This is a genomic window from Pseudomonas sp. BGI-2 (assembly GCF_004310295.1).
Taxonomy (GTDB): Bacteria; Pseudomonadota; Gammaproteobacteria; order Pseudomonadales; family Pseudomonadaceae; genus Aquipseudomonas.
This window is the reverse complement of the sequence record NZ_SISB01000030.1, coordinates 19,859-41,602: the sequence shown is the minus strand read 5'-3', so window position 1 is coordinate 41,602 and position 21,744 is coordinate 19,859. Positions and strand designations below refer to the sequence as shown.

The 21,744-nt window shown below is 61.1% G+C and carries 14 protein-coding genes; 2 read left to right on the top strand and 12 right to left on the bottom strand.

What is annotated here, in order from left to right:
- The first annotated feature begins 92 nt into the window (after positions 1-92).
- Positions 93-3,434: a maltose alpha-D-glucosyltransferase gene (treS, locus tag EYC95_RS20000; RefSeq protein WP_131061901.1), complete on the top strand. Its 3,342-nt coding sequence runs from the start codon at positions 93-95 to the stop codon at positions 3,432-3,434.
- A gap of 2 nt (positions 3,435-3,436) precedes the next feature.
- Entirely contained in the window at positions 3,437-5,668 is a 2,232-nt protein-coding gene (glgB, locus tag EYC95_RS19995) for a 1,4-alpha-glucan branching protein GlgB (protein ID WP_131061900.1), read from the top strand.
- A gap of 126 nt (positions 5,669-5,794) precedes the next feature.
- Here the strand turns inward: glgB and EYC95_RS19990 are convergent, their stop codons facing one another.
- The 12 genes from EYC95_RS19990 to treZ form a co-directional block, all read right to left on the bottom strand.
- Complete coding sequence (locus EYC95_RS19990) at positions 5,795-6,868, bottom strand: autotransporter outer membrane beta-barrel domain-containing protein (protein WP_131061899.1); 1,074 nt, start codon at positions 6,866-6,868, stop codon at positions 5,795-5,797.
- 545 nt (positions 6,869-7,413) lie between these two features.
- Positions 7,414-8,214: an endonuclease/exonuclease/phosphatase family protein gene (locus EYC95_RS19985; RefSeq protein WP_131061898.1), complete on the bottom strand. Its 801-nt coding sequence runs from the start codon at positions 8,212-8,214 to the stop codon at positions 7,414-7,416.
- Positions 8,215-8,502: 288 nt separating this feature from the next.
- A complete protein-coding gene (locus EYC95_RS19980) occupies positions 8,503-9,261 on the bottom strand; it encodes a PIG-L deacetylase family protein (RefSeq protein WP_131061897.1) in 759 nt (252 codons plus the stop codon).
- A gap of 125 nt (positions 9,262-9,386) precedes the next feature.
- Entirely contained in the window at positions 9,387-10,046 is a 660-nt protein-coding gene (locus tag EYC95_RS19975; protein WP_131061896.1) for a glycosyltransferase family 2 protein, read from the bottom strand.
- Positions 10,043-10,642, bottom strand: a complete 600-nt coding sequence (locus EYC95_RS19970) for an SAM-dependent methyltransferase (protein WP_131061895.1) — start codon at positions 10,640-10,642, stop codon at positions 10,043-10,045. The genes EYC95_RS19975 and EYC95_RS19970 overlap by 4 nt, the downstream gene beginning before the upstream one ends.
- A complete protein-coding gene (locus EYC95_RS19965) occupies positions 10,639-11,397 on the bottom strand; it encodes a PIG-L deacetylase family protein (protein WP_131061894.1) in 759 nt (252 codons plus the stop codon). Before EYC95_RS19965 ends, EYC95_RS19970 begins: the two co-directional genes overlap by 4 nt.
- On the bottom strand, positions 11,394-12,383 hold the full coding sequence (locus tag EYC95_RS19960) for an acyl-CoA dehydrogenase family protein (protein ID WP_131061930.1): 990 nt from the start codon (positions 12,381-12,383) through the stop codon (positions 11,394-11,396). Before EYC95_RS19960 ends, EYC95_RS19965 begins: the two co-directional genes overlap by 4 nt.
- A 1-nt stretch (position 12,384) precedes the next feature.
- Positions 12,385-14,544 carry a glycogen debranching protein GlgX gene (gene glgX, locus EYC95_RS19955; RefSeq protein ID WP_131061893.1) on the bottom strand — a complete coding sequence of 720 codons (2,160 nt, stop codon included), beginning with the start codon at positions 14,542-14,544 and terminating at the stop codon, positions 12,385-12,387.
- Between the two features lie 194 nt (positions 14,545-14,738).
- Positions 14,739-15,062 carry a DUF2934 domain-containing protein gene (locus EYC95_RS19950; RefSeq protein WP_131061892.1) on the bottom strand — a complete coding sequence of 108 codons (324 nt, stop codon included), beginning with the start codon at positions 15,060-15,062 and terminating at the stop codon, positions 14,739-14,741.
- A 21-nt stretch (positions 15,063-15,083) separates the two neighbouring features.
- Positions 15,084-17,867, bottom strand: a complete 2,784-nt coding sequence (locus EYC95_RS19945; protein WP_131061891.1) for a malto-oligosyltrehalose synthase — start codon at positions 17,865-17,867, stop codon at positions 15,084-15,086.
- Complete coding sequence (gene malQ / locus EYC95_RS19940) at positions 17,864-19,942, bottom strand: 4-alpha-glucanotransferase (RefSeq protein ID WP_131061890.1); 2,079 nt, start codon at positions 19,940-19,942, stop codon at positions 17,864-17,866. Before malQ ends, EYC95_RS19945 begins: the two co-directional genes overlap by 4 nt.
- Positions 19,939-21,735 carry a malto-oligosyltrehalose trehalohydrolase gene (gene treZ, locus EYC95_RS19935; protein WP_131061889.1) on the bottom strand — a complete coding sequence of 599 codons (1,797 nt, stop codon included), beginning with the start codon at positions 21,733-21,735 and terminating at the stop codon, positions 19,939-19,941. Before treZ ends, malQ begins: the two co-directional genes overlap by 4 nt.
- Between the last annotated feature and the right edge of the window lie 9 nt (positions 21,736-21,744).

Here is a 21,744-nt window from a genome sequence, read left to right as displayed (position 1 = left end):
AGCCGAACGGGGATAAATCCCCTCACCACAAATGCCTTTTTCCAAAGCGACTGGCTCGGTGGTGGCTATTTCTAATTCAACAGGAGTTTCAAATGGCGAAGAAACCCAAGGCAGCCACCTTCATCAAGGACCCGCTCTGGTACAAGGATGCGGTGATCTACCAGGTACACGTTAAGTCTTTTTTCGACTCCAACAATGACGGCATCGGCGACTTTCCCGGTCTTATCGCCAAACTCGATTACATTGCCGATCTCGGCGTCAACACCATCTGGCTCTTGCCCTTCTATCCGTCGCCACGGCGCGACGATGGCTACGACATTGCCGAATACCGTGGCGTCCACCCCGACTACGGCACCATGGCCGACGCCAAGCGTTTCATCTCCGAGGCCCACAAACGTGGCCTGCGGGTGATTACCGAGCTGGTCATCAACCACACCTCAGACCAGCACGCCTGGTTCCAGCGCGCACGTAAAGCCAAACCCGGTTCGGCGGCGCGGGACTTCTACGTCTGGTCCGACAACGATCAAAAATACGACGGCACCCGCATCATCTTTCTCGACACCGAGAAGTCCAACTGGACCTGGGACCCGGTCGCCGGCCAGTACTTCTGGCACCGCTTTTATTCGCACCAGCCGGACCTGAACTTCGACAACCCGCAAGTCATGAAAGCGGTGCTGTCGGTGATGCGCTACTGGCTCGACATGGGCATCGACGGTTTGCGGCTGGACGCGATTCCGTACCTGATCGAGCGTGACGGCACCAACAACGAAAACCTGCCCGAGACCCACGACGTCCTCAAACAGATCCGTGCTGAAATCGACGCCAATTATCCGGACCGCATGCTGTTGGCCGAGGCCAATCAATGGCCGGAAGACACGCAACTGTACTTTGGTGACACTGACAAAAAAGGCCTCAACGGCGACGAATGTCACATGGCGTTCCACTTCCCGTTGATGCCACGCATGTACATGGCGCTGGCTCAGGAAGATCGTTTCCCGATCACCGACATCCTGCGTCAGACCCCGGAGATCCCGGCCAACTGTCAGTGGGCGATTTTCCTGCGCAACCACGATGAGCTGACCCTGGAGATGGTCACCGACAAAGAGCGCGATTACCTGTGGAATTACTACGCGGCTGACCGCCGGGCGCGGATCAACCTCGGTATTCGCCGCCGCCTCGCACCGCTGATGGAGCGGGATCGCCGTCGCGTGGAGCTGCTCAACAGTTTGCTGCTGTCGATGCCGGGCACGCCGACGATGTACTACGGCGATGAAATCGGCATGGGCGACAACATCTACCTCGGCGACCGAGACGGCGTGCGCACGCCAATGCAGTGGTCAATCGACCGTAACGGCGGTTTCTCCCGCGCCGACCCGGCGAGCCTGGTGCTGCCACCGATCATGGACCCGCAATACGGTTACCTGTCGGTTAACGTCGAAACCCAGGCCGGCGACCCGCATTCGCTGCTGAACTGGACCCGGCGCATGCTCGCCGTGCGCAAGCAGTCCAAGGCCTTCGGTCGCGGCACGCTGAAAATGCTGTCGCCGAGCAATCGACGGATTCTGGCCTACACCCGTGAATTCACCGGGCCGGATGGCCAATACGAAACCATCCTGTGTGTCGCCAACGTATCGCGCAGTGCGCAAGCGGCGGAATTGGACTTGTCCGCCTACGTCGGCATGGTGCCGGTGGAGATGCTCGGCGGTAACGCCTTTCCGCCGATCGGCCAGTTGAATTTCCTCCTGACACTGGCGCCGTACGGCTTTTACTGGTTCGGACTCGCCGCGGAGAATCAAATGCCTAGCTGGCACGTAGAACCGGCGCAAAGCCTGCCGGACTTCACCACCCTGGTGCTGAAAAAACGCCTGGAAGAACTGCTCGAAGTGCCGTCCCGTGGCACGCTGGAGCAGGGCATCTTGCCGAACTGGTTGCAGAACCGCCGCTGGTTCGCCGGCAAGGACGCGGCCATCGAGAAGGTCAACCTGGTCTATGGCGTGCGCTTCGGTGACGCGCAGCATCCGGTGCTCTTGAGTGAAGTCGAAGTCACCAGTGGCGGCCAGACCAGCCGTTACCAGTTGCCGTTCGGCTTCATTGCCGATGATCAGGTCGGGCCGGCGTTGCCGCAGCAACTGGCGCTGTCTCGGGTACGACGTGGCCCTCAAGTGGGTTTGATCACCGATGCGTTCAGCCTGGAAAATTTTATCCGCGCGGTGCTGCAAGGCATGCAGGAAAACACCGTGTTGCCTTCGGATGGCGGCGAGATTCGTTTCGAACCGACCGCCGAGCTGGCCAGACTGGGCCTGACGGCGGAATCGGAAGTGCGCTACCTGTCCGCCGAACAGTCCAACAGTTCGGTGGTGATCGGCAGCAGCCTGGTGCTGAAGCTGATCCGCAAAGTCGCGTCGGGCGTGCACCCGGAACTGGAAATGAGCGCGTACTTGACCCATGCCGGTTTCAGCAACATCTCGCCGCTGCTGGGTTCGGTGGTTCGTCGCGATGCCCAAGGCGAAGACAATCTGCTGATGATCGCCCAAGGCTATTTGAGCAATCAGGGCGACGCCTGGGAATGGACCCAGAACAACCTCGAACGGGCGATACGTGATGAGCTGGCCGATGCCATATCGGAGCAGGAGCAGCACTACAACGCCTTGGGTGAATTGAAAGACTTCGCCGGCATGCTCGGCCAGCGCCTGGGTGAAATGCACCAGGTGCTGGCGGCCCCGACCGATGACCCGGACTTTGCCCCGCAGGCGACCACGCAGATAGATGCCCTGGCCTCGGCCAAGGACGTCGCGGCGCAGCTGGAGCACTCGCTGAAGTTGCTCAAACAGCATCAAAGTGAACTGAACCCGGCGGACAAAGCGCTGGTCACTCGGTTACTGGACAACAAAAAAGCCATCCTCAGCCATGTCCAGGAACTGGGCAAAAAAGCCGTTGGCGGCTTACGCATTCGCGTCCACGGCGACTTGCACCTGGGTCAGGTGCTGGTGATCAAGGGCGACGCTTTCCTGATCGACTTCGAGGGTGAACCGGCGCGGCCGCTGAGTGAACGACGCGGCAAGCACAGCCCGTATAAAGATGTCAGTGGCGTGCTGCGCTCCTTCGATTACGCCGCGGCGATGGCGATCAACGTGCACAGCGTCGACAACACCGCCGAGGCCCGCGCGGCACGGCAACGGGTAGCCGACCGTTATTTGAATGAAGCAAAAAAGGCATTTGTCGACGCTTATCGGCTGGCGGCAGCTAGTCTTGCTCATGCGTGGCAAGATCCGGAAGGCGAGGACGCCGCGTTGGCGTTGTTCGGGCTGGAGAAGGCGGCGTATGAGGTGGCCTACGAGGCGGAAAATCGCCCCACGTGGCTGCCGGTGCCATTGCACGGTTTGTTTGGATTATTGAGTGGGCTTAAACCCTTTTCCGATCTTGGTGGAGAGTAGTCATGAGTTTCTCGAACAAGGAACAGGGTCACGCTAAAGAAGCGCTGCTGCCCAGATCGCGGGATATCGACGCGCTGGTACGCGCCGAACATCACGACCCTTTTGCAATTCTCGGCCCCCACGGCGATGACGCCGGTGGGCAATTCATTCGGGCTTATCTGCCAGACGCGCTAAGTGTGCAGGTATTGGCCAGGGACTCTGGGGAAGAACTCGGCAACCTTGAAGCCACCCAGACGCCGGGGCTGTATGTCGGGCACTTCGATCGGGCGCAGCCGTATCTGCTGCGAACCCGGTGGGCCGGCGGCGAACAAGTGTCCGAGGACCCTTACAGCTTTGGCCCGTTGCTCGGCGAGATGGACTTGTACCTGTTCGCAGAAGGCAATCACCGCGACCTCAGCGCCTGCCTCGGTGCGCAGCTGAAGTCGGTCGACGGTGTCGACGGCGTGCGTTTCGCCGTGTGGGCACCGAACGCCAAGCGGGTGTCGGTGGTCGGTGACTTCAACAACTGGGACGGTCGTCGGCACCCGATGCGCCTGCGCCATCCCACCGGGGTTTGGGAGCTGTTTGTCCCGCGCCTGCAGGCGGGGGAAACGTACAAATACGAAATCCTCGGTGCCCAAGGCATTCTGCCGCTCAAGGCTGATCCGATGGCCCTGGCCACCTCGCTGCCGCCGGACACAGCGTCAAAAGTCGCTTCGCCGCTGAACATCGATTGGCAGGATCAGGCATGGATGGAGTCCCGTGGCGACCGGCATCTGCCGAGTGCGCCGCTGTCGATCTACGAGTTGCACGCCGGCTCGTGGCAGTGTGAGCTGGATGATCTGGGTGAAGTGGCGCGTCAGTACACGTGGCACGAACTGGCCGAACGGCTGATCCCTTATGTGAAGGAGCTGGGGTTCACCCACATTGAACTGATGCCGATCATGGAACACCCGTTCGGCGGTTCCTGGGGTTATCAGTTGCTGTCGCAATTCGCCCCGAGCGCCCGCTACGGTTCGCCGGAAGACTTCGCGGCCTTCGTCAATGCCTGCCACCAGGCTGACATCGGCGTGATCCTCGATTGGGTGCCGGCGCATTTCCCAACCGATACCCACGGCCTCGCACAGTTCGACGGCACCGCGCTGTACGAATACGGCAATCCGCAGGAAGGTTTTCATCAGGATTGGGACACGCTGATCTACAACCTGGGCCGCACCGAAGTGCACGGCTACATGCTGGCCTCGGCACTTCACTGGCTCAAGCATTTCCACGTCGATGGCCTGCGGGTCGATGCCGTGGCGTCGATGCTCTATCGCGATTACTCGCGCAAGGCCGGGGAATGGGTGCCCAACCGTCACGGCGGACGCGAGAACCTTGAAGCCATCGACTTCCTGCGCCACCTCAACGACGTGGTCAACCTGGAAGCGCCGGGTGCGCTGGTGATCGCCGAAGAATCCACCGCGTGGCCGGGTGTCAGCCAGAGCACGCAACAGGGCGGACTGGGCTTCGACTACAAGTGGAACATGGGCTGGATGCACGATTCGCTGCATTACATCCAGCAGGATCCGGTGTACCGCGCCCATCACCACAACGAACTGAGTTTCGGCCTGGTGTATGCCTGGTCCGAGCGCTTCATCCTGCCGATCTCCCACGATGAAGTGGTGCACGGCAAGCATTCCCTGATCGACAAGATGCCCGGCGACCGCTGGCAGAAATTTGCCAACCTGCGGGCCTATTTGAGCTTCATGTGGGCGCATCCGGGCAAAAAACTGTTGTTCATGGGCTGCGAATTCGGCCAGTGGCGCGAGTGGAATCACGATCAGCAACTGGACTGGTACCTGCTGCAATACTCGGAACACAAGGGTGTGCAGAAACTCGTGGGCGACCTCAACCGGCTGTACCGCGAAGAACCGGCGATGCATGACCAGGACGACGCGCCGCAAGGCTTCCAGTGGTTGATTGGCGATGATGCGATCAACAGCGTTTACGCGTTCTTGCGCTGGAGCAAGGAAGGGCGGCCGGTGTTGGTGGTGGCGAACTTCACGCCGGTGCCGCGTCAGGCCTATCGCATCGGCGTACCGTTCGCCGGGCGCTGGATCGAGGCGGTCAACAGCGATGCGGCGATGTATGCCGGCTCCAACTACGGCAACAGCGGCGGCGCGTTTACCGAGGAAGAGCCAAGCCATGGGCAGTCGCTTTCGCTGGTGTTGAACCTGCCACCGCTGGCGGTGTTGATCCTGAGGCCGGAGGGTTGATCTAAAACCGCTTTCGCGGGCAAGCCTCGCTCCTACATTGGATCTGTGTCGAACACAAAACCACTGTGGGAGCGAGCTTGCTCGCGATGGCGTCGGACCGGACAACGCACATCTGAAGTCAGACACTCACCACCGCATCCGCACACCCAGACTCCCGATCAATCCATTCAAATCATTGTCATCCACATCACTGCTGTAATCGGCACTGACGTAAAAACTCACCGCAGGCGTAACTCTCGCCACCAGCCCCAAACCCACTTCGACCGTCGATGAATGGCGACTGCTGCTGATCTTGTCGACCTGATCGAGGGTCACGGTATTGCCGGTGTATACGGTGTGCCACACGTTGGTCCGCACATAGGGTTCGACCCCCAGGCCGTTAATGTCGTAACTACCTTTCAATCGTGCGCCGACCCGGCCGCTCCAGGACGTCAGGTCGCTGGACGACGCATTGCCTGAGCCGGCATAAGGTGTATCCAGTGTGATGCGTTGATTGATCAACTGCGCTTGCGGTTCGACCACCCAGTTATCGCTCAGGCCAATCGGAAAACCGCCTTCCACCGACAACGTCACCGCGCTGCCTTCGGTCGCCATCCGAGCACCCTGGTCGTTACGGCTGAAACCGTTGACCCGGCCGCCGCTGGCCGACAAATCCACGTGCCAGCCTTGGGGCCCGGTCAGGCTCCAGTAGGCGCCGAGGCTCTGGCCTTGAAGGTTGAGGGTGTCCGTGGCGGGGTCGGCGAGTGCGCGACTGGTCAGCAGGCCGTTGCTGTTGCCTTGTAACTGAGTCATCCCGCCGATCAGGCCGACCCGCTGGGTATGGCCGCTACCGCTCTGCAGGGTCAGGATCGCCGGGCCTTTGAATTCTGTACTGCCAGGGCTGGAAAAGCCCTGCGCCATCACATCGGTCTGTGCTTGTCGCGAAGCCTGCCCGTACAGCTGATCCCAGGCCGAAGGCGCGGCGTCTTCGATGGTCAGGTGTGAACTTCTTGTATCGGAGGCGGCGCTGAAGTGGCCAGGGTAGGGGGCGGTGATATTGACCGTGGGCAAGGTCATTACCGAAATATCCTGGCGATACCTGGGGGCGGTTTCATTCTCTGCGGGCCCTGCTTGCACCTCCATGGAAGAACACAGCAGCAGCGAACTCGAGACGGTGCAGAAAGTGATTTTGATCTCTTGATGGGTGAATGAAGTTTTCATGGGGGTCTACCTTGCAATCGCATGCCGAATCTCGCTTTGGCGTCTCTCCTACCCCGAATGAGGGGCGACCGAATGGATTGAGGCAAGCCGCTGGTCGCCCGATTTCGCGGGTGTCCTGGAGGTTTGCCCCTGGTGGAATTTCCGGGGGTAGTAACGTGTAGCTAAGAAGATCCTTGACATCGCGTCAAGAAAATGGCCGATAAGTGGTAGTGGTATTTTAGTGCTCCCAAGTGACTGATTTACGGCGCGCATCTAAGTTCTTGTTTGTACGAAAAATCGTCAAAAAACCCGCGTGCCAGAGCCTTTGGATAGCGGGCTATCGGTCTGCCAAAGCGAGGTTCAGTGCACAGTTGTCCTGCTGATTGGGTGTCTCGATTCTGTCAGTAATGCGGCGCTGAAATGACCGCGAACGCTACCCCGACGATCAGCCCTGTGTCCCGGGATACCGTTCTGGAAACGAGTGTGGACCGACCTGGTATCAACCGCAGTATCAGGGCAGTCATGTGACCTACGTCGTGGTTAACGCGCCTTAATGGGATGAAAACTCAGAGGTGCACTTCAACCGCCAATGGCAAATGATCCGACAGGTGCGTCCAGGGTTTGTTGCCGAGAATGCGCGGATTGTGGCTGCTGGCGTTGCGCAGGTAGACCCGGTCCAGGCGCAGCAGCGGAAAACGCGCGGGGTAGGTTTTCGCCGGACGACCATTGTGGTGTTCGAAGGCTTCGTGCAGATAATCGCGACGGGCGAGGGCGGCGTTGCCGTGCAGCTGCCAGTCGTTGAAGTCACCGGCGATGATCACTGGCGCATCGTCGGGCAAGGATTCGAGCAGTTGGCAGAGCAGCTGGAGCTGCAACTGGCGATGGCTTTCCAGCAGACTCAAATGCACGCAGATCGCGTGGACTTCAGCGTGCCCCGGCACGTCCAGTACGCAGTGCAGCAACCCGCGCCGTTCGGGGCCGGTGATCGAGACATCGAGGTTGCGGTGTTCGCGAATCGGGTATTTCGACAACAAGGCGTTGCCGTGATGACCGTCGGGGTAAACGGCGTTGCGGCCGTAGGCGAAATCGCTCCACATACTGTCGGCCAGGAACTCGTATTGCGAAGTCTGCGGCCAGTCGTTGTAGCGGGAAGAATGCCGATCGTGTTCGCCGACCACTTCTTGCAGGAAGACGATATCGGCCGATGTACTGCGCACCGCTTCGCGCAGTTCCGGGAGAATGAATCGCCGGTTGAAGGCGGTAAACCCCTTATGGGTGTTGACCGTCAGCACCCTCAAACGATGAATCACCGGGGGCGTGTTCAAGGGCACTGATTCGACGGCTCGCTGCTCGGAATCGCTGGTCACGTTCACTCCTCTGAATCTGGGCTGCTTAGTTATGCGACTGATTCAGCGGCAGGCAGTTCAGAGTGATTCGTCGCCAGCAGCGTTCACACAAAAATGTAGCAGCTGTCGAGCTTGCCTTGTGGCGAGGGGATTTATCCCCGTTGGGCTGCGAAGCGGCCCCAGCATTCCGCCATTCACACCGCACTTGCAGAATTCACGACTGCTTCGCAGCCGAACGGGGCGGTGCGACGTTTCGCTAAATCCCCTCGCCACAAGGCAGGCTCGACAGCTGCTACAGGAAGTGGGCAGTCAGACGAAGACGACTTCATAGGGCAAGCGCATGCGCTCCAGAATCACCCGGGGTAGCAGCGGTGCGATGCCGATGGCCGGTTCGCCGTCGAGCTGGCTGGCGTAGGCATGGGTGGCGTGGCTTTTGCGCGCGACGGTCCAGGTGTCAAGGCGTACTTTGCGCGCACGATGCCAGGGAAAGAGTCCTTGATCGCGCGTCGGCCAGTGCCAGGCCCAGACCGGCAGTTCGTTGAGCGTTGCCCCGACCATGCTCGCCGCATTGGCGCTCGCACGGCCGACGGCGTCATGATCGGAGGTACCGTCTTCACGCCAGGTGCTGAACACCACGTCGCCGGGGCGCAAATAACGGGCGATGAATTGGGTCATTTGGGTTTCACGCTCGGCCAGGGCGTTGTCGGTAAAGCCGCCGCGGATCCACTTCAGGCTGTGCATCGGCAATCCCAGCCGGCGCAAGGCTTCGACGCTTTCCTGGCCGCGAAACACACTCAGACGCTTCTCTGACCATTGTTGCGAACCCGGATGGCTGGCGCTGCCATCGGTGAGCGAGATAATTTGCAGGGGATGACCGAGGGTGGACAGCAGCTGCAGCAAACCGCCGCAGGTGACCACTTCATCGCCGGGATGCGGCGCGATCACCACGGCGCGTGCGCCAGCGGGGACCAGGGTCTCGGTGTTGATGACGGGGATGTTGTCCAGCTGCCGGGCGCTGTTCCAGATTTGTCCTGGCAGGCTGCTTTCGATGATGGAAACGGATTTCATCGGCGCTACGTCCTTGTTCAGTTTGATAGCAATGTGCAGCGCTCCGTACCCTGGATTGCCGCGAGCAGAGTATTGCTCAAGTAAGGCTATTCGTCGCGTAGTGGTGACATCTGAGACGTTTTTTTTTAACCAACCTGTGCCAGGCCTCGCAAATAATCGCTGAAACCACCGCGCGCCCGACTGTCCAGTCGAGCACTGGTGAGTACTTGCGGGCGATGGCTCCAGGCAATATTGGCGCCGCAGCGTTCGAGTTGTCGCACCAGTTGCACGTCTTCATCACAGGCCAGCGGTTCGAAACCGCCGGCGCGCTGATAGGCGTCAGCACTGATGCCCAGATTGGCGCCATGAATGTGCCGATGGCCTTCGCGGGCCTGATAGCTCTGGTGATAGCGAATCTGTGCCGATTCATCGATCGACTCATGCCACGCATCCACCGTGACCGTGCCGCACACGGCATCGACGTCGAGGGCCAGTTGCGCCACCAGCCAATCCTGCGCCACACGGCTATCGGCATCGGAACAGGAAATCCAGCGCACCCCGCGATCCAGCAGAAACCGCGCTCCGGCCGCTCGGGCCTGGCCGACGTTACGCGCCTCGATCGCCAGGCTGTGCACCGGGTAAGCGCTGACGATCTCCGAGGATCGGTCGGTGCAACTGTCGAGCACCACCAGCACCTCGACCGTTTCACCGTCCAGCAGTTCGTGTTGCGCGGCGAGCAGGGCCGCCTCAAGGCAATCTCCGAGCAAGTCTTCTTCGTTATGCGCGGGGATCAGAATGCCAATCATCGCAAGCCCTCCAGAGCCGCCACGGAGCGTGGTTCACGACTCCAGAGTTCCAGCAGAAAATCCGCTTCCTGATGCAGGACCAGGCGCGGCAAATTCAAGTGTTCGTGGAGCAAGTCATGGACCTGCCGGGCATTCTGCGGGCAGCCGTCGATGGGGGGACGCCAGTGGCAGGCCAGAAGTTGGCCGTCGGCGGTCAGCGAGTTTTCGGCCTGATCGATCAGGCATTTCAGGTCGTCGGTGTCGAGGTAATAGCCGACTTCGCTGAGCACGATCAGGTCGAATTTTTCCTCCGGCCAATCAGCAGGCAAACGGCTTTGGCGAACTTCGGCGTGGTCGAACGGCCCGAGTCGGGTGCGAGCCAGCGTGACGGCCGCGGCGGCGGTGTCGCAACACAGGAGGCGATCGCAACGGCTGGCCAGCTCAAAGCTCAGCTCGCCGTTGGCACAGCCGGGTTCAAAGATCGCCCGGTAGTGCGGGCGGGGCAATGCAGCGAGAGTGATGGCGCGTTTGCGCTGTTCATACCAGCGCTGACGAAAGGACCAGGGATCATCGTTGCCGGCAAACAAACCGTCGAAATAGCGATCCTCGACGCTCATAAGAACACCACCTCGAACGGTTGCAGCAGCCGCTCCAGCACATAGGGCGCCAGCACCGGCGGCAAGCCGATTTGAGGGTCACCTTCCAGCTGGCTGGCGAAGGCGTGGATTGCGTGGCGTTTACGTGCGACCAGATGCGGCGCCAGGAGGATTTTTCGCGCCCGGTGCCACGGCACGAAACTGTCTTCGGGCGCCGCCCAGTGCCAGGTCCACACGGGCAGTTCATGCACGGTCGCACCGACGCGCTTTGCCGCTGCGGCACTGGCCCGGCCCACGGCTTCGTGATCGCAGTGGCCGTCTTCGCACCACGTTGTGAACACCACGTCGTTGGGGCGCAGATGATGTTCGATGAATTCGCTCAATTCGGTTTCCCGAGCCGCGACCTGGCTGTCCTTGAAACCGCCGCGCAGCCATTTCAGACTGTGCAATGGCAGGCCAAGACGACGCAAAGCTTCGACCGATTCCTGAGGCCGGACCGCGCTCAGGCGCTCTACCGGCCAGCGCTTCGAGCCGGGGTGGCTGGCACTGCCATCGGTGACCGAAATCAGTTGCAAAGGGCGGCCAGCGGCGGCGAGCAATTGCAGGAAACCGCCGCAGCCCAGCACTTCGTCATCCGGGTGCGGGGCGATGATCACCGCGCGGGCGCCTTCCGGCACCAGGCTCAGGATGTCGATGACCGGCAACTGCGCCAGGTGACTGGAAGTCTGCCAGACATGAAGCGGCGTGCCCTGGCCGACGATAGGGTTGATTTTCATAACGTCCATGTCCCGGTAATGACTTGCTGTCCGAGGGCGGCGAGGTCGCGTTCGGCGTGGCTTTGGCGCAGGAATACCGGCAGGTCGGCGATCAGTCGGGCGAACTGCCGATCCCTACAGTAGGGACCGGCCCCGAGGGCGTGACCAACGTGCAACATCACCTGTTCGGCGGCGTGTTCCACCACCGCCCGAGCACGCCGGGCCAGCAGTTCGGCGTCGTCCAGCGGTGCGGCGTCGATCATCAATGCACTGAACCGTAGCACCTCGGCAGCGGCATGCATCGCGCTGTCGACAGCGCCCAAGTGGGCGAGGGCATAGGGTTCTTCATGTTGGGCGCAATGGCTACGCAGGCGTTCGGCGATGCTCTGTGCCGCGCCGTACCAGCACGCGGCAATGCCGATTCCGCCTTGCCAGAAACCGGGCCGTTGCAGGTAATCGCCGCGGTAGCCGATGGCTTGCGCTTCAGCGCCTTCGAACAGCACTTCGACGCTTCCGGTGGCGCCCATGCCGACCGCTTGCCAGCCCTGATCGGTGACGGTCACACCGGGTTGATCCAGCGCCACCGCGACCAATTGCTGACGGTCGTGATGATCCCAGGCCGTGAGCAACGCATGACTCAACACCGCTGCGCCAGAGCACCAGGCCTTTCGCCCGTTCAACACGACCATATGGCCTTGCGGACGGACGAGTACCCGCGCTTGTGGCGGTTCGGCCGCCCACATGCCCCACGTGCTGCCGGGGGTTGGCGAGCCACCGAGTTGCTGGATGATTGCCAGCGCATCGGTATGGCCTTCGTACAATTTGCACAACCCGAGGTCATGGCCGCCGACCTCGGCCAACCGCTGGAATCGCTCCAGCGTCTGGCCGCTGCCGGGCAGTGGAAGTTGATCGAGTCCAGCCTCCACCAGCGTCCGCAGGCACCGGCCTAGCGCCTGAGTATCGGCGTAGTCCGGTGATTGGCGAGTGAGAAACGCCTGAAGGTCCATTTCACTCTTCTTCCTCATGCTGCAATTCGAACAGCAGCAGCGAACGACCGGTGACGGAATATTCGTGACCGAACTCGAAAAGCTCCTGCCCGCGAATCTTCGGTTGATTGGTGTCGATCATGCACGTCCAGTGATAGCCGTCCGGCACTTCCGGCAAGGTGAAGTTGACGATGTCGTGGTGCGCGTTGACCACCAGCAACAACGTCGCGTCACCGCCCTTGCGGCGGATACCGGTTTCCTGTGCGCGACCATCGAGCAACATGCCGAGGCAGCGGCCATGGGCTTCTTCCCATTGTTCGATGGACATTTCGCTGCCATCCGGGGCGAGCCAAGTCACGTCCTTGACGCCGATGTCTTCGTTGTAATTGCCCACCAGGAAGCGTCCGCGGCGCAGGATCGGATAGGCCAGGCGCAACTTGATCAGGCGTTTGACGAACTTGAGCAGGGCCTTGCCGTCTTCGCTCAGGTCCCAGTTGACCCAACCGATCTCGCTGTCCTGGCAATAGGCGTTGTTATTACCTTCCTGGGTGCGGGCGAATTCGTCGCCGGCCACCAGCATCGGCGTGCCTTGGGACAGCAACAACGTGGCGAAGAAATTGCGCATTTGCCGCTGACGCAGCTCATTGATTTCCGGGTCGTCAGTCGGGCCTTCGACGCCGTGGTTCCAGGACAGGTTGTTGTTGCTGCCGTCCTGATTGTTCTCGTCGTTGGCTTCGTTGTGCTTGTCGTTGTACGACACCAGATCGTTGAGAGTGAAACCGTCATGCGCCGTGATGAAGTTCAACGAAGCATAGGGACGACGACCGCGCTGGTTGAACATCTCGCCGGAAGCGGTCATGCGGCTGGCGAAGTCCGCCAGTTGGCCATCATCGCCTTTCCAGAACGCACGCACGGTGTCGCGGAATTTGTCGTTCCACTCGACCCAGCCCGGCGGGAACCCACCGACCTGATAACCGCCGGGGCCACAATCCCAAGGCTCGGCGATCATTTTCACCTGACGCAGCACCGGGTCCTGGCGACAGGCGACAAGGAAGCTGTGACGTTCATCGAAGCCCTCGTGGTAGCGGCCGAGAATGGTCGCCAGGTCGAAGCGGAAACCGTCCACGTGCATTTCCGTGGCCCAGTAACGCAGGGAATCGGTGACCATTTGCAGTACACACGGGTGACTCAGGTCGAGGGTGTTGCCGGTGCCGGAATCGTTGATGTAGTAGCGCTTGTCATCGGGCATCAAGCGGTAGTACGACGCGTTGTCGATGCCGCGCATGGACAGGGTCGGGCCTTGTTCGTTGCCCTCGGCGGTGTGGTTGTAGACCACGTCGAGGATCACTTCGAGATTGGCCTCGTGCAGGTGCGCGACCATCTCCTTGAACTCGGCGATCTTGCCGCTGGCCAGGTAGCGCGGGTCCGGGGCGAAGAACGCGATGCTGTTGTAGCCCCAGTAATTGGTCATGCCTTTGTGCAGCAGATGCTGGTCGTTGACGAAGGCGTGGATCGGTAGCAATTCAACCGAAGAAACCCCCAGCTTGCGGATGTGTTCCAGCACGTCATCGACCATCAACCCGGCGCAGGTACCGCGCACGTTCTCGGGGACGGAGGGGTGACGCATGCTGATGCCGCGCAGGTGGGTTTCATAAATGATCGTCTTGTCCCACGGGATGCTGACCCGTTGATCATTGCCCCAGGTGTGAGCCGGGTCGATGACTTTGCACTTGGGCACGAAAGGCGCACTGTCGCGCTCATCGAAACTCAGGTCGGCGTCGGGGTGGCCGATGGTGTAGCCGAACAGCGCTTCGGACCATTTCAGCTCGCCGACCAATTGCTTGGCGTAGGGGTCGATCAGCAGTTTGTTGTGGTTGAAGCGATGACCGTTGGCCGGGTCGTACGCACCATAGACACGGTAGCCGTAGATCAGCCCTGGGTGGGCGTCGGGCAAGTAGCCGTGGTAGATCTCGTCGGTGTATTCCGGCAGTTCGATACGCTCGAGTTCGACCTCGCCGGCATCGTCGAAGATGCACAGTTCGACTTTGGTGGCGTTGGCGGAAAACAAGGCAAAGTTAACCCCCAGGCCATCCCAGGTCGCGCCCAGCGGGAAGGGCAAACCTTCACGGATTCGCGAGGCCTCGGCGTGAGGTTCTGGCGCGGATTTCTTTGGACTGGTCATACATGCTCCTGCAAAAAGGGGATTCTTTGTAGGCGCGAGGCTTGCCCGCGAAGGCGGTGTTTCAGTCACATTTGAATCGACTGACATGCCGCCTTCGCGGGCAAGCCTCGCTCCTACAGGTTTTTCGTGGGCGAGTGAGCCCATGGTTGCCAGGGGGCTGGCCACGAGGTCAATCAGAACAGGTTCGGGAAGCGTCAGACCGCAGGCGGTTTACGCGCTGCTTTAGGCTTCTTCTCGGCTGCTTTTCCACTCGGCGGGATCACCGATGAAGCGGCAGCCGTTTTGGACTTGGCCTTGGCTTTCGGCTCGGGAACCTTGCCGTTGGCGGCTTTGGGCACAACAGGTTTGACAGCCGTTTTACTGCCGGTAGCCTTCGGCGATTTGCTCGGTGCCAGCGCTTCGGCTTCAGCCAGTTTGCGAGCCATCTCCCAATGCCGGGCTTCCTGGCCTTCGGGTTTCCCTTCCGACTCCCAGATTTGATAGGCAAATTCGCGAACGCGTTTATCGTCGGTACTCATCGCAATACTCCTGAACTGAACTCAAGCTTGGGTAAACGTTTGAATAAAGAGATTGACCGGGAAATCCCCCAGCGCGGCGCTGATGTTCAGCTTCCTGTCGTGTGTGACTGCTGTGCTCGAGAAAAGTCCCTTCAGATTTTCCTCAGCGGCGGTGAACGGCAGTTTGACCCGCGTATCGCCCCAACGCAGCGCGTCAACCCGGGGTTCGGCACTGTTTTCCAGCAGTGGGGCGCAACGTATCGGTACGATCACGATGGCCCGTGTTCCTTCATGTTCGCGAGCAAAAGCCAGCACCCGGTGAGCCTGGCTGCCGACGACATCAAGGGCTTGATACGTCCCTCGCCGAAAAAGATCGGCGTGCTCGGCCCGCTGGTTCAACACCTGCTTGATCAGGGTTTGCTTGATGCGCCCGTCACGCCAGTTGGCCAAAAGCTCGGGCAGATTCAACGGCACCTGCATCGCCTGTTCGCGGCTGGCGTAATCCACCGGTCGGCGGTTGTCCGGGTCCACCAGCGAAAAGTCCCAGTACTCGTTGCCCTGATAGAGGTCCGGGATCCCCGGTACGGTCATGCGCAGCAAGGTTTGCGCCAAACCGTTAATCGCGCCGGGCGCGGTAATCGTTTGGACCGCTTTGCCGAGGGCGGCGCGCAACAGCTCACCCTCCGGGCTCAACAACAGGCGCTCGATAAAGACCTGCATGGCTTTTTCGTAAGGCTCGTTCGCCGCGCTCCAGCTGCTTTGCAGCTTGGCTTCACGCAAGGCTTTTTGTTGCCACTGCCACAGACGTTTGGCGTAGTCCTCAAGTGCCGATTGATCGTCAGCGCGCAAATCTAGCGGCCAACTGCCGAGGATCGCCTGATACAGGATCAGCTCATCACCCGCCGAGGGCATCTGGTCGTCGTCACGCAGGGGCCGGGCGAGTGTTCTCCACAGCGGGACCTGCTCTGCATACCAGGCACTGCGTTCGCTCAACACCGCCAACCGTGCGCGGGTGTCTTCGCCGCGTTTGTGGTCGTGGGTGGCGGTGGCCAGCAGGTTGTCCGGAAACTGTTCCAGGCGGTTGATGCAGACGGCATGGAAATCGGCAACCGGCGCACTGAATTGCTCGGTGCTGAACCCCACGTCATTGCGCGACAGCAACACTGCCGAACGATAGAACGCGGTGTCTTCCACAGCTTTCGCGGCGGCCGGTGACGTCAGTTGCTGGAAACGTACGCACGCATGTTTGAGTATCTTGCGCTGACGACCCACCGGGCGTTTGCGCCACGGCTCACCGCCGAGCCAACCGGCCAGGCAATCCAGCACCGGCCAATCGGCCTCGCCGAGGGTTTGCCGGGCACCGTCCATGGCTTGCTGAAAAAACACATCGTCTTCGGCAGAGCGGCCACGCGGGCTGATATAGGTGCGGTACACCGGAAAGTGCACGATCAGTTCCTGCAACGCCCGACGGATCGCGCCCAGGGTCAGGTCGCGGGTCATCAAGTCGTCCCGGGCCACTTGCAGCAGCGCTTTGGCCACACTCTCGAAATCACCGGCCAATGAGCCGTTGAGAATCTGCTGACGTGCCAGCTGCGCTTCCTGACGGAAGTCGGCGGGCCGTTCGCTGTAGCGATTCCACAGCTCGTCGAGGGTCTGAGCTCCGTCGGGATCGTGTTGCAGCAACGACAGCTGATTCATGAATTCGTAACCGGTGGTGCCGTCCACCGACCAGTCGCGGTGCAGGGTTTCGCCTTCACCGAGAATCTTCTCGACGAAGATCGGCAAGTGCCGATCGGGCGACAGCGTATCGACCCGACGCCGCAGTTTGCGGCAGTAGCCACGCGGGTCGGCGAGGCCGTCGATGTGGTCGATGCGCAGACCGTCAACCAGACCTTCAGCCACCAGCTCGAAGATTTTCGCGTGGGTCGCTTCGAACACCGCCGGCCGTTCGACCCGCAAACCGCCGAGTTCGTTGATATCGAAAAATCGCCGCCAATTGATGTCATCCGCTGCCGTGCGCCAACTGGCCAAGCGGTAACTCTGACGTTCGAGCAGGTGGTGCAGGCGCTGGAAGCCTTCGGGTGTCAGCGAGTCATAGGCGCTGAGATTCTGCTGGATGTGCTGGAGGAGCGCAGGGTCGCTGGCCAGTTCACGCAGCTCTGCCTTCAGCGGTTGCGCCAGGCTGTGCGCATCGGTCTGGTAGCTCAAGGCACTGAAGCGGTCCGCGAGAAACTTGAGCGGTTCGTCATCGGTCCGCAGCAGTTCACCGTAGCTCGACGGGCAGATCGGAAAATGATGCTCGTAGTGCTCGACATAAAACGCGCCGCGCTGTGCATCAAAGCGCAAGGGCAGGGTGCCGTCCTGCAGCGCGATGCCGTAATCGCTGCCGAGGAAAGGCAGCAGCAACTGGCCTTCCATCAACGGGTCGGGTGAGTGCCATTGAATGTCGAAAAACTCGCCGTAAGGGCTCAGGCGTCCCCATTCCAGCAAGTCCAGCCACCACGGGTTATCGCTCCCACCGACGGCCATGTGGTTGGAGACGATGTCGAGGATCAGCCCCATTTTGTGTTCGCGCAGGGCACCGATCAATCGGCGCAACGCGGCTTCGCCACCCAACTCAGGATTGACCGTGGTCGGATCCACCACGTCGTAGCCATGCATGGAGCCGGCACGGGCAGCGAGCAGTGGCGAGGCATAGACGTGGCTGATGCCGAGACTGGCAAAGTACGGCACCAGCGGCACCGCTTGATCCAGCGTGAAGCCTTTATGAAATTGCAGCCGCAGGGTCGCGCGAAGCGGCAGCGGTTGTATTAACGGGTGATTCATTGGTCACGCTCGCCAGCCTGAAGCCGCGCACAGGCGAGCAATTCCAGGCGCCGGGCGGCGTCCGGGTCGTCGAGCAGCGCTTCGCTGCCACCGGGCAGGCGCCGCGACCAGTTGGGATGCGTGTCGATGGTGCCGGGGAGGTTGGCCTGCTGTTCGATGCCCAAGGCATCTTCCAGCGGCAGCAACACCAGCGGCGCCCGGGTATGACCGAGGAAACGGACCGCGGCGTCCAGCACCTGATCGGTTTCATGGGACTCTTCGCGAAAGTTCTGCGGGTCCTCGCTCAACACACGACGCAGGCCTTCGCGCTCGCGTTCACGGTGGTGGCGCCATTCGATTTCACTCGTGGCGTCGACCAGGCCCAGCCGGGCGTTCCAGTCGATATCGCGGCCATGCCACCAGCCATTGAGTGTCGGCAGGTCATGGGTGCTGGTGGTCGCGAGGGCGTTGTCAGGCCAGTCGAGAATCGTTTTGAAGTGCGCGTTGTCCTGTTCAAACAGCAACACCCGCATGCCGAGAATTGCGCGAGCGATGAGTTTTTCCCGCAGACCATCCGCCACCGTACCGAGGTCTTCGCCAAGGACGATTGCCTGATGGCGATGGGATTCAAGGCTGAGCAAACGCAGCAGGTCGTCCACCGGGTAATAAAGGTAGGCGCCATCGGCGGGTGGTGAACCATTAGGGATCACCCACAACCGTTGCAGGCCCATGACGTGGTCAATGCGCAAGCCGCCGGCGTGGGCGAAATTGGCGCGGAGCATTTCGATGAACGCGCGAAAGCCATTACGCACCAGGCCTTCAGGGGAAAACGCGGAAATACCCCAGCCCTGGCCGGTACGGTTAAGAATGTCCGGCGGCGCGCCCACTGTCAGCGAGGTGAGCAATTCGTCCTGACGACTCCAGGCCTGACTGCCACCGCCGTCGGCACCCACCGCCAAATCAGCGATCAGGCCGATGCTCATGCCCGCGCTGCGGGCGGCGGTTTGTGCACGCTCCAGGCAACGGGTGACCAGCCATTGACTGAAGGCAAAGAAGCCGATGCGGCCGGCGTTCTCTTCGGCAAATTCGGCGAGAGCGGCGCTGCGCGGGTCGCGCCATTGTTCCGGCCACTCGCGCCAGTCGAGGGTTTCACCCTTGGTGGCGCGGGCTTCTTGAATGGCTTCGAAGCGGCAGTGGTTTTCCAAAGCTTCACCGGCCGCGTGGCGGAAGCTGCTGAAGTCGGCATGCAACGGGTGTTCGCCCTGGACGAAGCCTTCGTACAAGGCTTGCAGCAAGCGATGCTTGGCTTCGGCGGCCACGGGCCAGTTAATCAGCGGCTGTTCTTCCAGCTGTTGCAGTTCGGCGGCCAGGCCGGTGGCGTCAATCGCGGCCCGCCACGCGCGCTCGCCGAGAATCGCGCCCGGTGCGGCATAGAGGCTGTTGAGGAACAAACGGCTGGACGGTGAATACGGGCTGTAGCGCTGGGTGTCGCTGCCAAACATCGCATGCAGCGGACTGATCGCCAACGCCTCGGCGCCGCGTTCACCGGCCACACGAGCGAGGTCTTCCAGTGCCTGGGTGTCGCCGAACCCGCCATCGCCGGGGCGACGCAGGGAGTACAACTGCACGCTGAGGCCCCAGGTGCGCGGAATCGGACTGTCGACAGCATCGCCGACGCTGTAGCAACGCGTCGGTGCCACGGCCAAAGTGAATGATTGCCCATCGATGCTGACGTGCTGATAACCGACCGGAACCAGGCCAGGCAGCACGGCCTCGGCATCCAGTTTCAGGTTCAGCCATGAGCCATCTTCAAGGTGGATCTCGCACGGTGTTTCCGGCTCAAAGAAATGTGCAAGGTCGAGGCCGACGCCAACGTCTGCGGTAATCAGCGGCGGTAGACGCCGGGTCTGTTGGACTTGCTGCAATTGCAGGAGGCTGGCGTCGATTTCCTGGGCGGTGCCGGCAGGGTGGCCGAGCCCGGTCAGGACATTGCGCAATACCGATGGGGCGACTTTCTGCGGGCGGCCGTTGGCGTCGATCCAGTCGACTGCCAAACCGGCTCGGCTGGCCAGTATTTCCAGTTGCGCATCACTCATTGGCGCTCTCCATCCAGGGGTAGCAAAGGGGCTGCAGCCGTGAGGCTGACTAGCGCGCAATACGGGGCAAGGGTGCCCTGTTCCAACAGGCCGGCTGACTGAGGCGGAGTTTCGAATAACAACCTGGCGTCGGCCTGTGGGGAGTGGACCACTGGCTTGTCGCTGAGGTTCAGGTCAATGCGCAGCTGACGACCATTGCCCAGTAGCCAGCGCGCCGTCACCGCACCTTCGGCCAGCACCTCGGCACCCAAGGCCTGAGCACCCGGCAGATGCGGGATGATGTGGTCATGGCGAATCTGCAACAGCTGGTGATACAGGCCCTGAATGGCCGATTGCCGGTTGGCAGTCAGTTTCGGCCGCGACGCTTCAAAGGTCTGTTGTGCGTTGGGATCGGGGATCAGTTCGCGTTTATGAGGATCAGTAAACGCGCTGAACGCTGCAAATTCGTTACGTCGCCCTTCGCGCACCAGCTCCGCCAATTCACCGTGATGGCTGGTAAAGAACAGGAACGGTTCCTCGGCAGCAAATTCGTCGCCCATGAACATCAGCGGGATCATCGGTGACAGCAGCAACAGCGCGGTCGCCGCTTTCAAGGCGTCGAGGCCGGCCAGCTGATGCAGCCGTTCGCCAAAGGCACGGTTGCCGATCTGGTCATGGTTCTGCAAAAACAGCACAAACGCGCTGGGCGGCAAGTGGCCGCTGGGCTCGCCCCGGGTTGTACCGTGGCGGGTCACGTGGCCCTGAAACACAAAACCCTGGCTCAGGCAGCGTGCCAGTTGTCCGGTTGGGTTCTCGGCGTAGTCGGCGTAATAGGCATCGGTTTCACCGGTCAGCAAAACGTGCAAAGCGTTATGGCCGTCATCATTCCACTGCGCGTCGAAGCCTTCTTCCAACAGGCTGGCCTGGTTGTGTTCGTTCTCGACCGTCAGCCAGACATGCCGCGCCGGATCGGTCTGTTGCCGAACCCGTTGCGCCAGTTCCTGAAGAAAGTCCGGGCTCTCGATGGCGTGCACTGCATCAAGGCGCAAGCCATCGAAGCGATATTCCAGCAACCACATCAGTGCGTTGTCGATGAAGAAGTCCCGCACCTCGCGCCGCCGGAAGTCGATGGCCGCGCCCCACGGTGTGTGCTTGTCTTCGCGAAAGAAGCCCTTGGCGTAGTGATGCAGGTAATTGCCGTCCGGGCCGAAGTGGTTGTAGACCACGTCGAGAATCACCGCCAGGCCATGGCCGTGGGCGGTGTCGATCAGGTGTTTGAGTTGTTCGGGAGTGCCGTAGGAGGCTTGGGGCGCATAGGGCAGAACCCCGTCGTAGCCCCAGTTGCGTTCGCCGGGGAACTGCGCCAGCGGCATCAGTTCGATTGCGGTGATGCCCAAATCTGCCAGGCGCGCCAGGTGCTGCTCGACGTCACTGAAGCCGCCGAGCGCACCGACGTGCACTTCGTAGATGACGGCCTCGTTCCAGGGGCGGCCGGTCCAGGTGCTGTTTTGCCATTGATAGGCGAGGGGATCGACCACCACGCTGTGGTCGCTGATATCGCCGGCCTGTGCGCGGGAGGCCGGGTCCGGCACCTCCAGCTCGCCATCAATGTTGTAGCGGTAACGCGTACCCGCCGGGCAGCGGGTCTTGATCACGAACCATCCATCAGCCTGAGGCAGTAGTGGCAAGGATTGTCCATCTTCCAGTTCGACACTGACGTAAAACGCATCTGGCGCCCACAAGGCAAAACGCGTGTGTTCTGCGTCCAGCATGATTGCGCCGTGGGGCCAGGTCTCAAGGGTCCGTAACGGCATCTTTGAAAA

Bases quoted from the DNA above. Each gene is read 5' to 3' on its own strand.
- treS (WP_131061901.1), top strand. From the start codon at position 93: ATGGCGAAGAAACCCAAGGCAGCCACCTTCATCAAGGACCCGCTCTGG.
- glgB (WP_131061900.1), top strand. From the start codon at position 3,437: ATGAGTTTCTCGAACAAGGAACAGGGTCACGCTAAAGAAGCGCTGCTG.
- EYC95_RS19990 (WP_131061899.1), bottom strand. From the start codon at position 6,868: ATGAAAACTTCATTCACCCATCAAGAGATCAAAATCACTTTCTGCACC.
- EYC95_RS19980 (WP_131061897.1), bottom strand. From the start codon at position 9,261: ATGAAATCCGTTTCCATCATCGAAAGCAGCCTGCCAGGACAAATCTGG.
- EYC95_RS19975 (WP_131061896.1), bottom strand. From the start codon at position 10,046: ATGATTGGCATTCTGATCCCCGCGCATAACGAAGAAGACTTGCTCGGA.
- EYC95_RS19970 (WP_131061895.1), bottom strand. From the start codon at position 10,642: ATGAGCGTCGAGGATCGCTATTTCGACGGTTTGTTTGCCGGCAACGAT.
- EYC95_RS19965 (WP_131061894.1), bottom strand. From the start codon at position 11,397: ATGAAAATCAACCCTATCGTCGGCCAGGGCACGCCGCTTCATGTCTGG.
- EYC95_RS19960 (WP_131061930.1), bottom strand. From the start codon at position 12,383: ATGGACCTTCAGGCGTTTCTCACTCGCCAATCACCGGACTACGCCGAT.
- glgX (WP_131061893.1), bottom strand. From the start codon at position 14,544: ATGACCAGTCCAAAGAAATCCGCGCCAGAACCTCACGCCGAGGCCTCG.
- EYC95_RS19950 (WP_131061892.1), bottom strand. From the start codon at position 15,062: ATGAGTACCGACGATAAACGCGTTCGCGAATTTGCCTATCAAATCTGG.
- EYC95_RS19945 (WP_131061891.1), bottom strand. From the start codon at position 17,867: ATGAATCACCCGTTAATACAACCGCTGCCGCTTCGCGCGACCCTGCGG.
- malQ (WP_131061890.1), bottom strand. From the start codon at position 19,942: ATGAGTGATGCGCAACTGGAAATACTGGCCAGCCGAGCCGGTTTGGCA.
- treZ (WP_131061889.1), bottom strand. From the start codon at position 21,735: ATGCCGTTACGGACCCTTGAGACCTGGCCCCACGGCGCAATCATGCTG.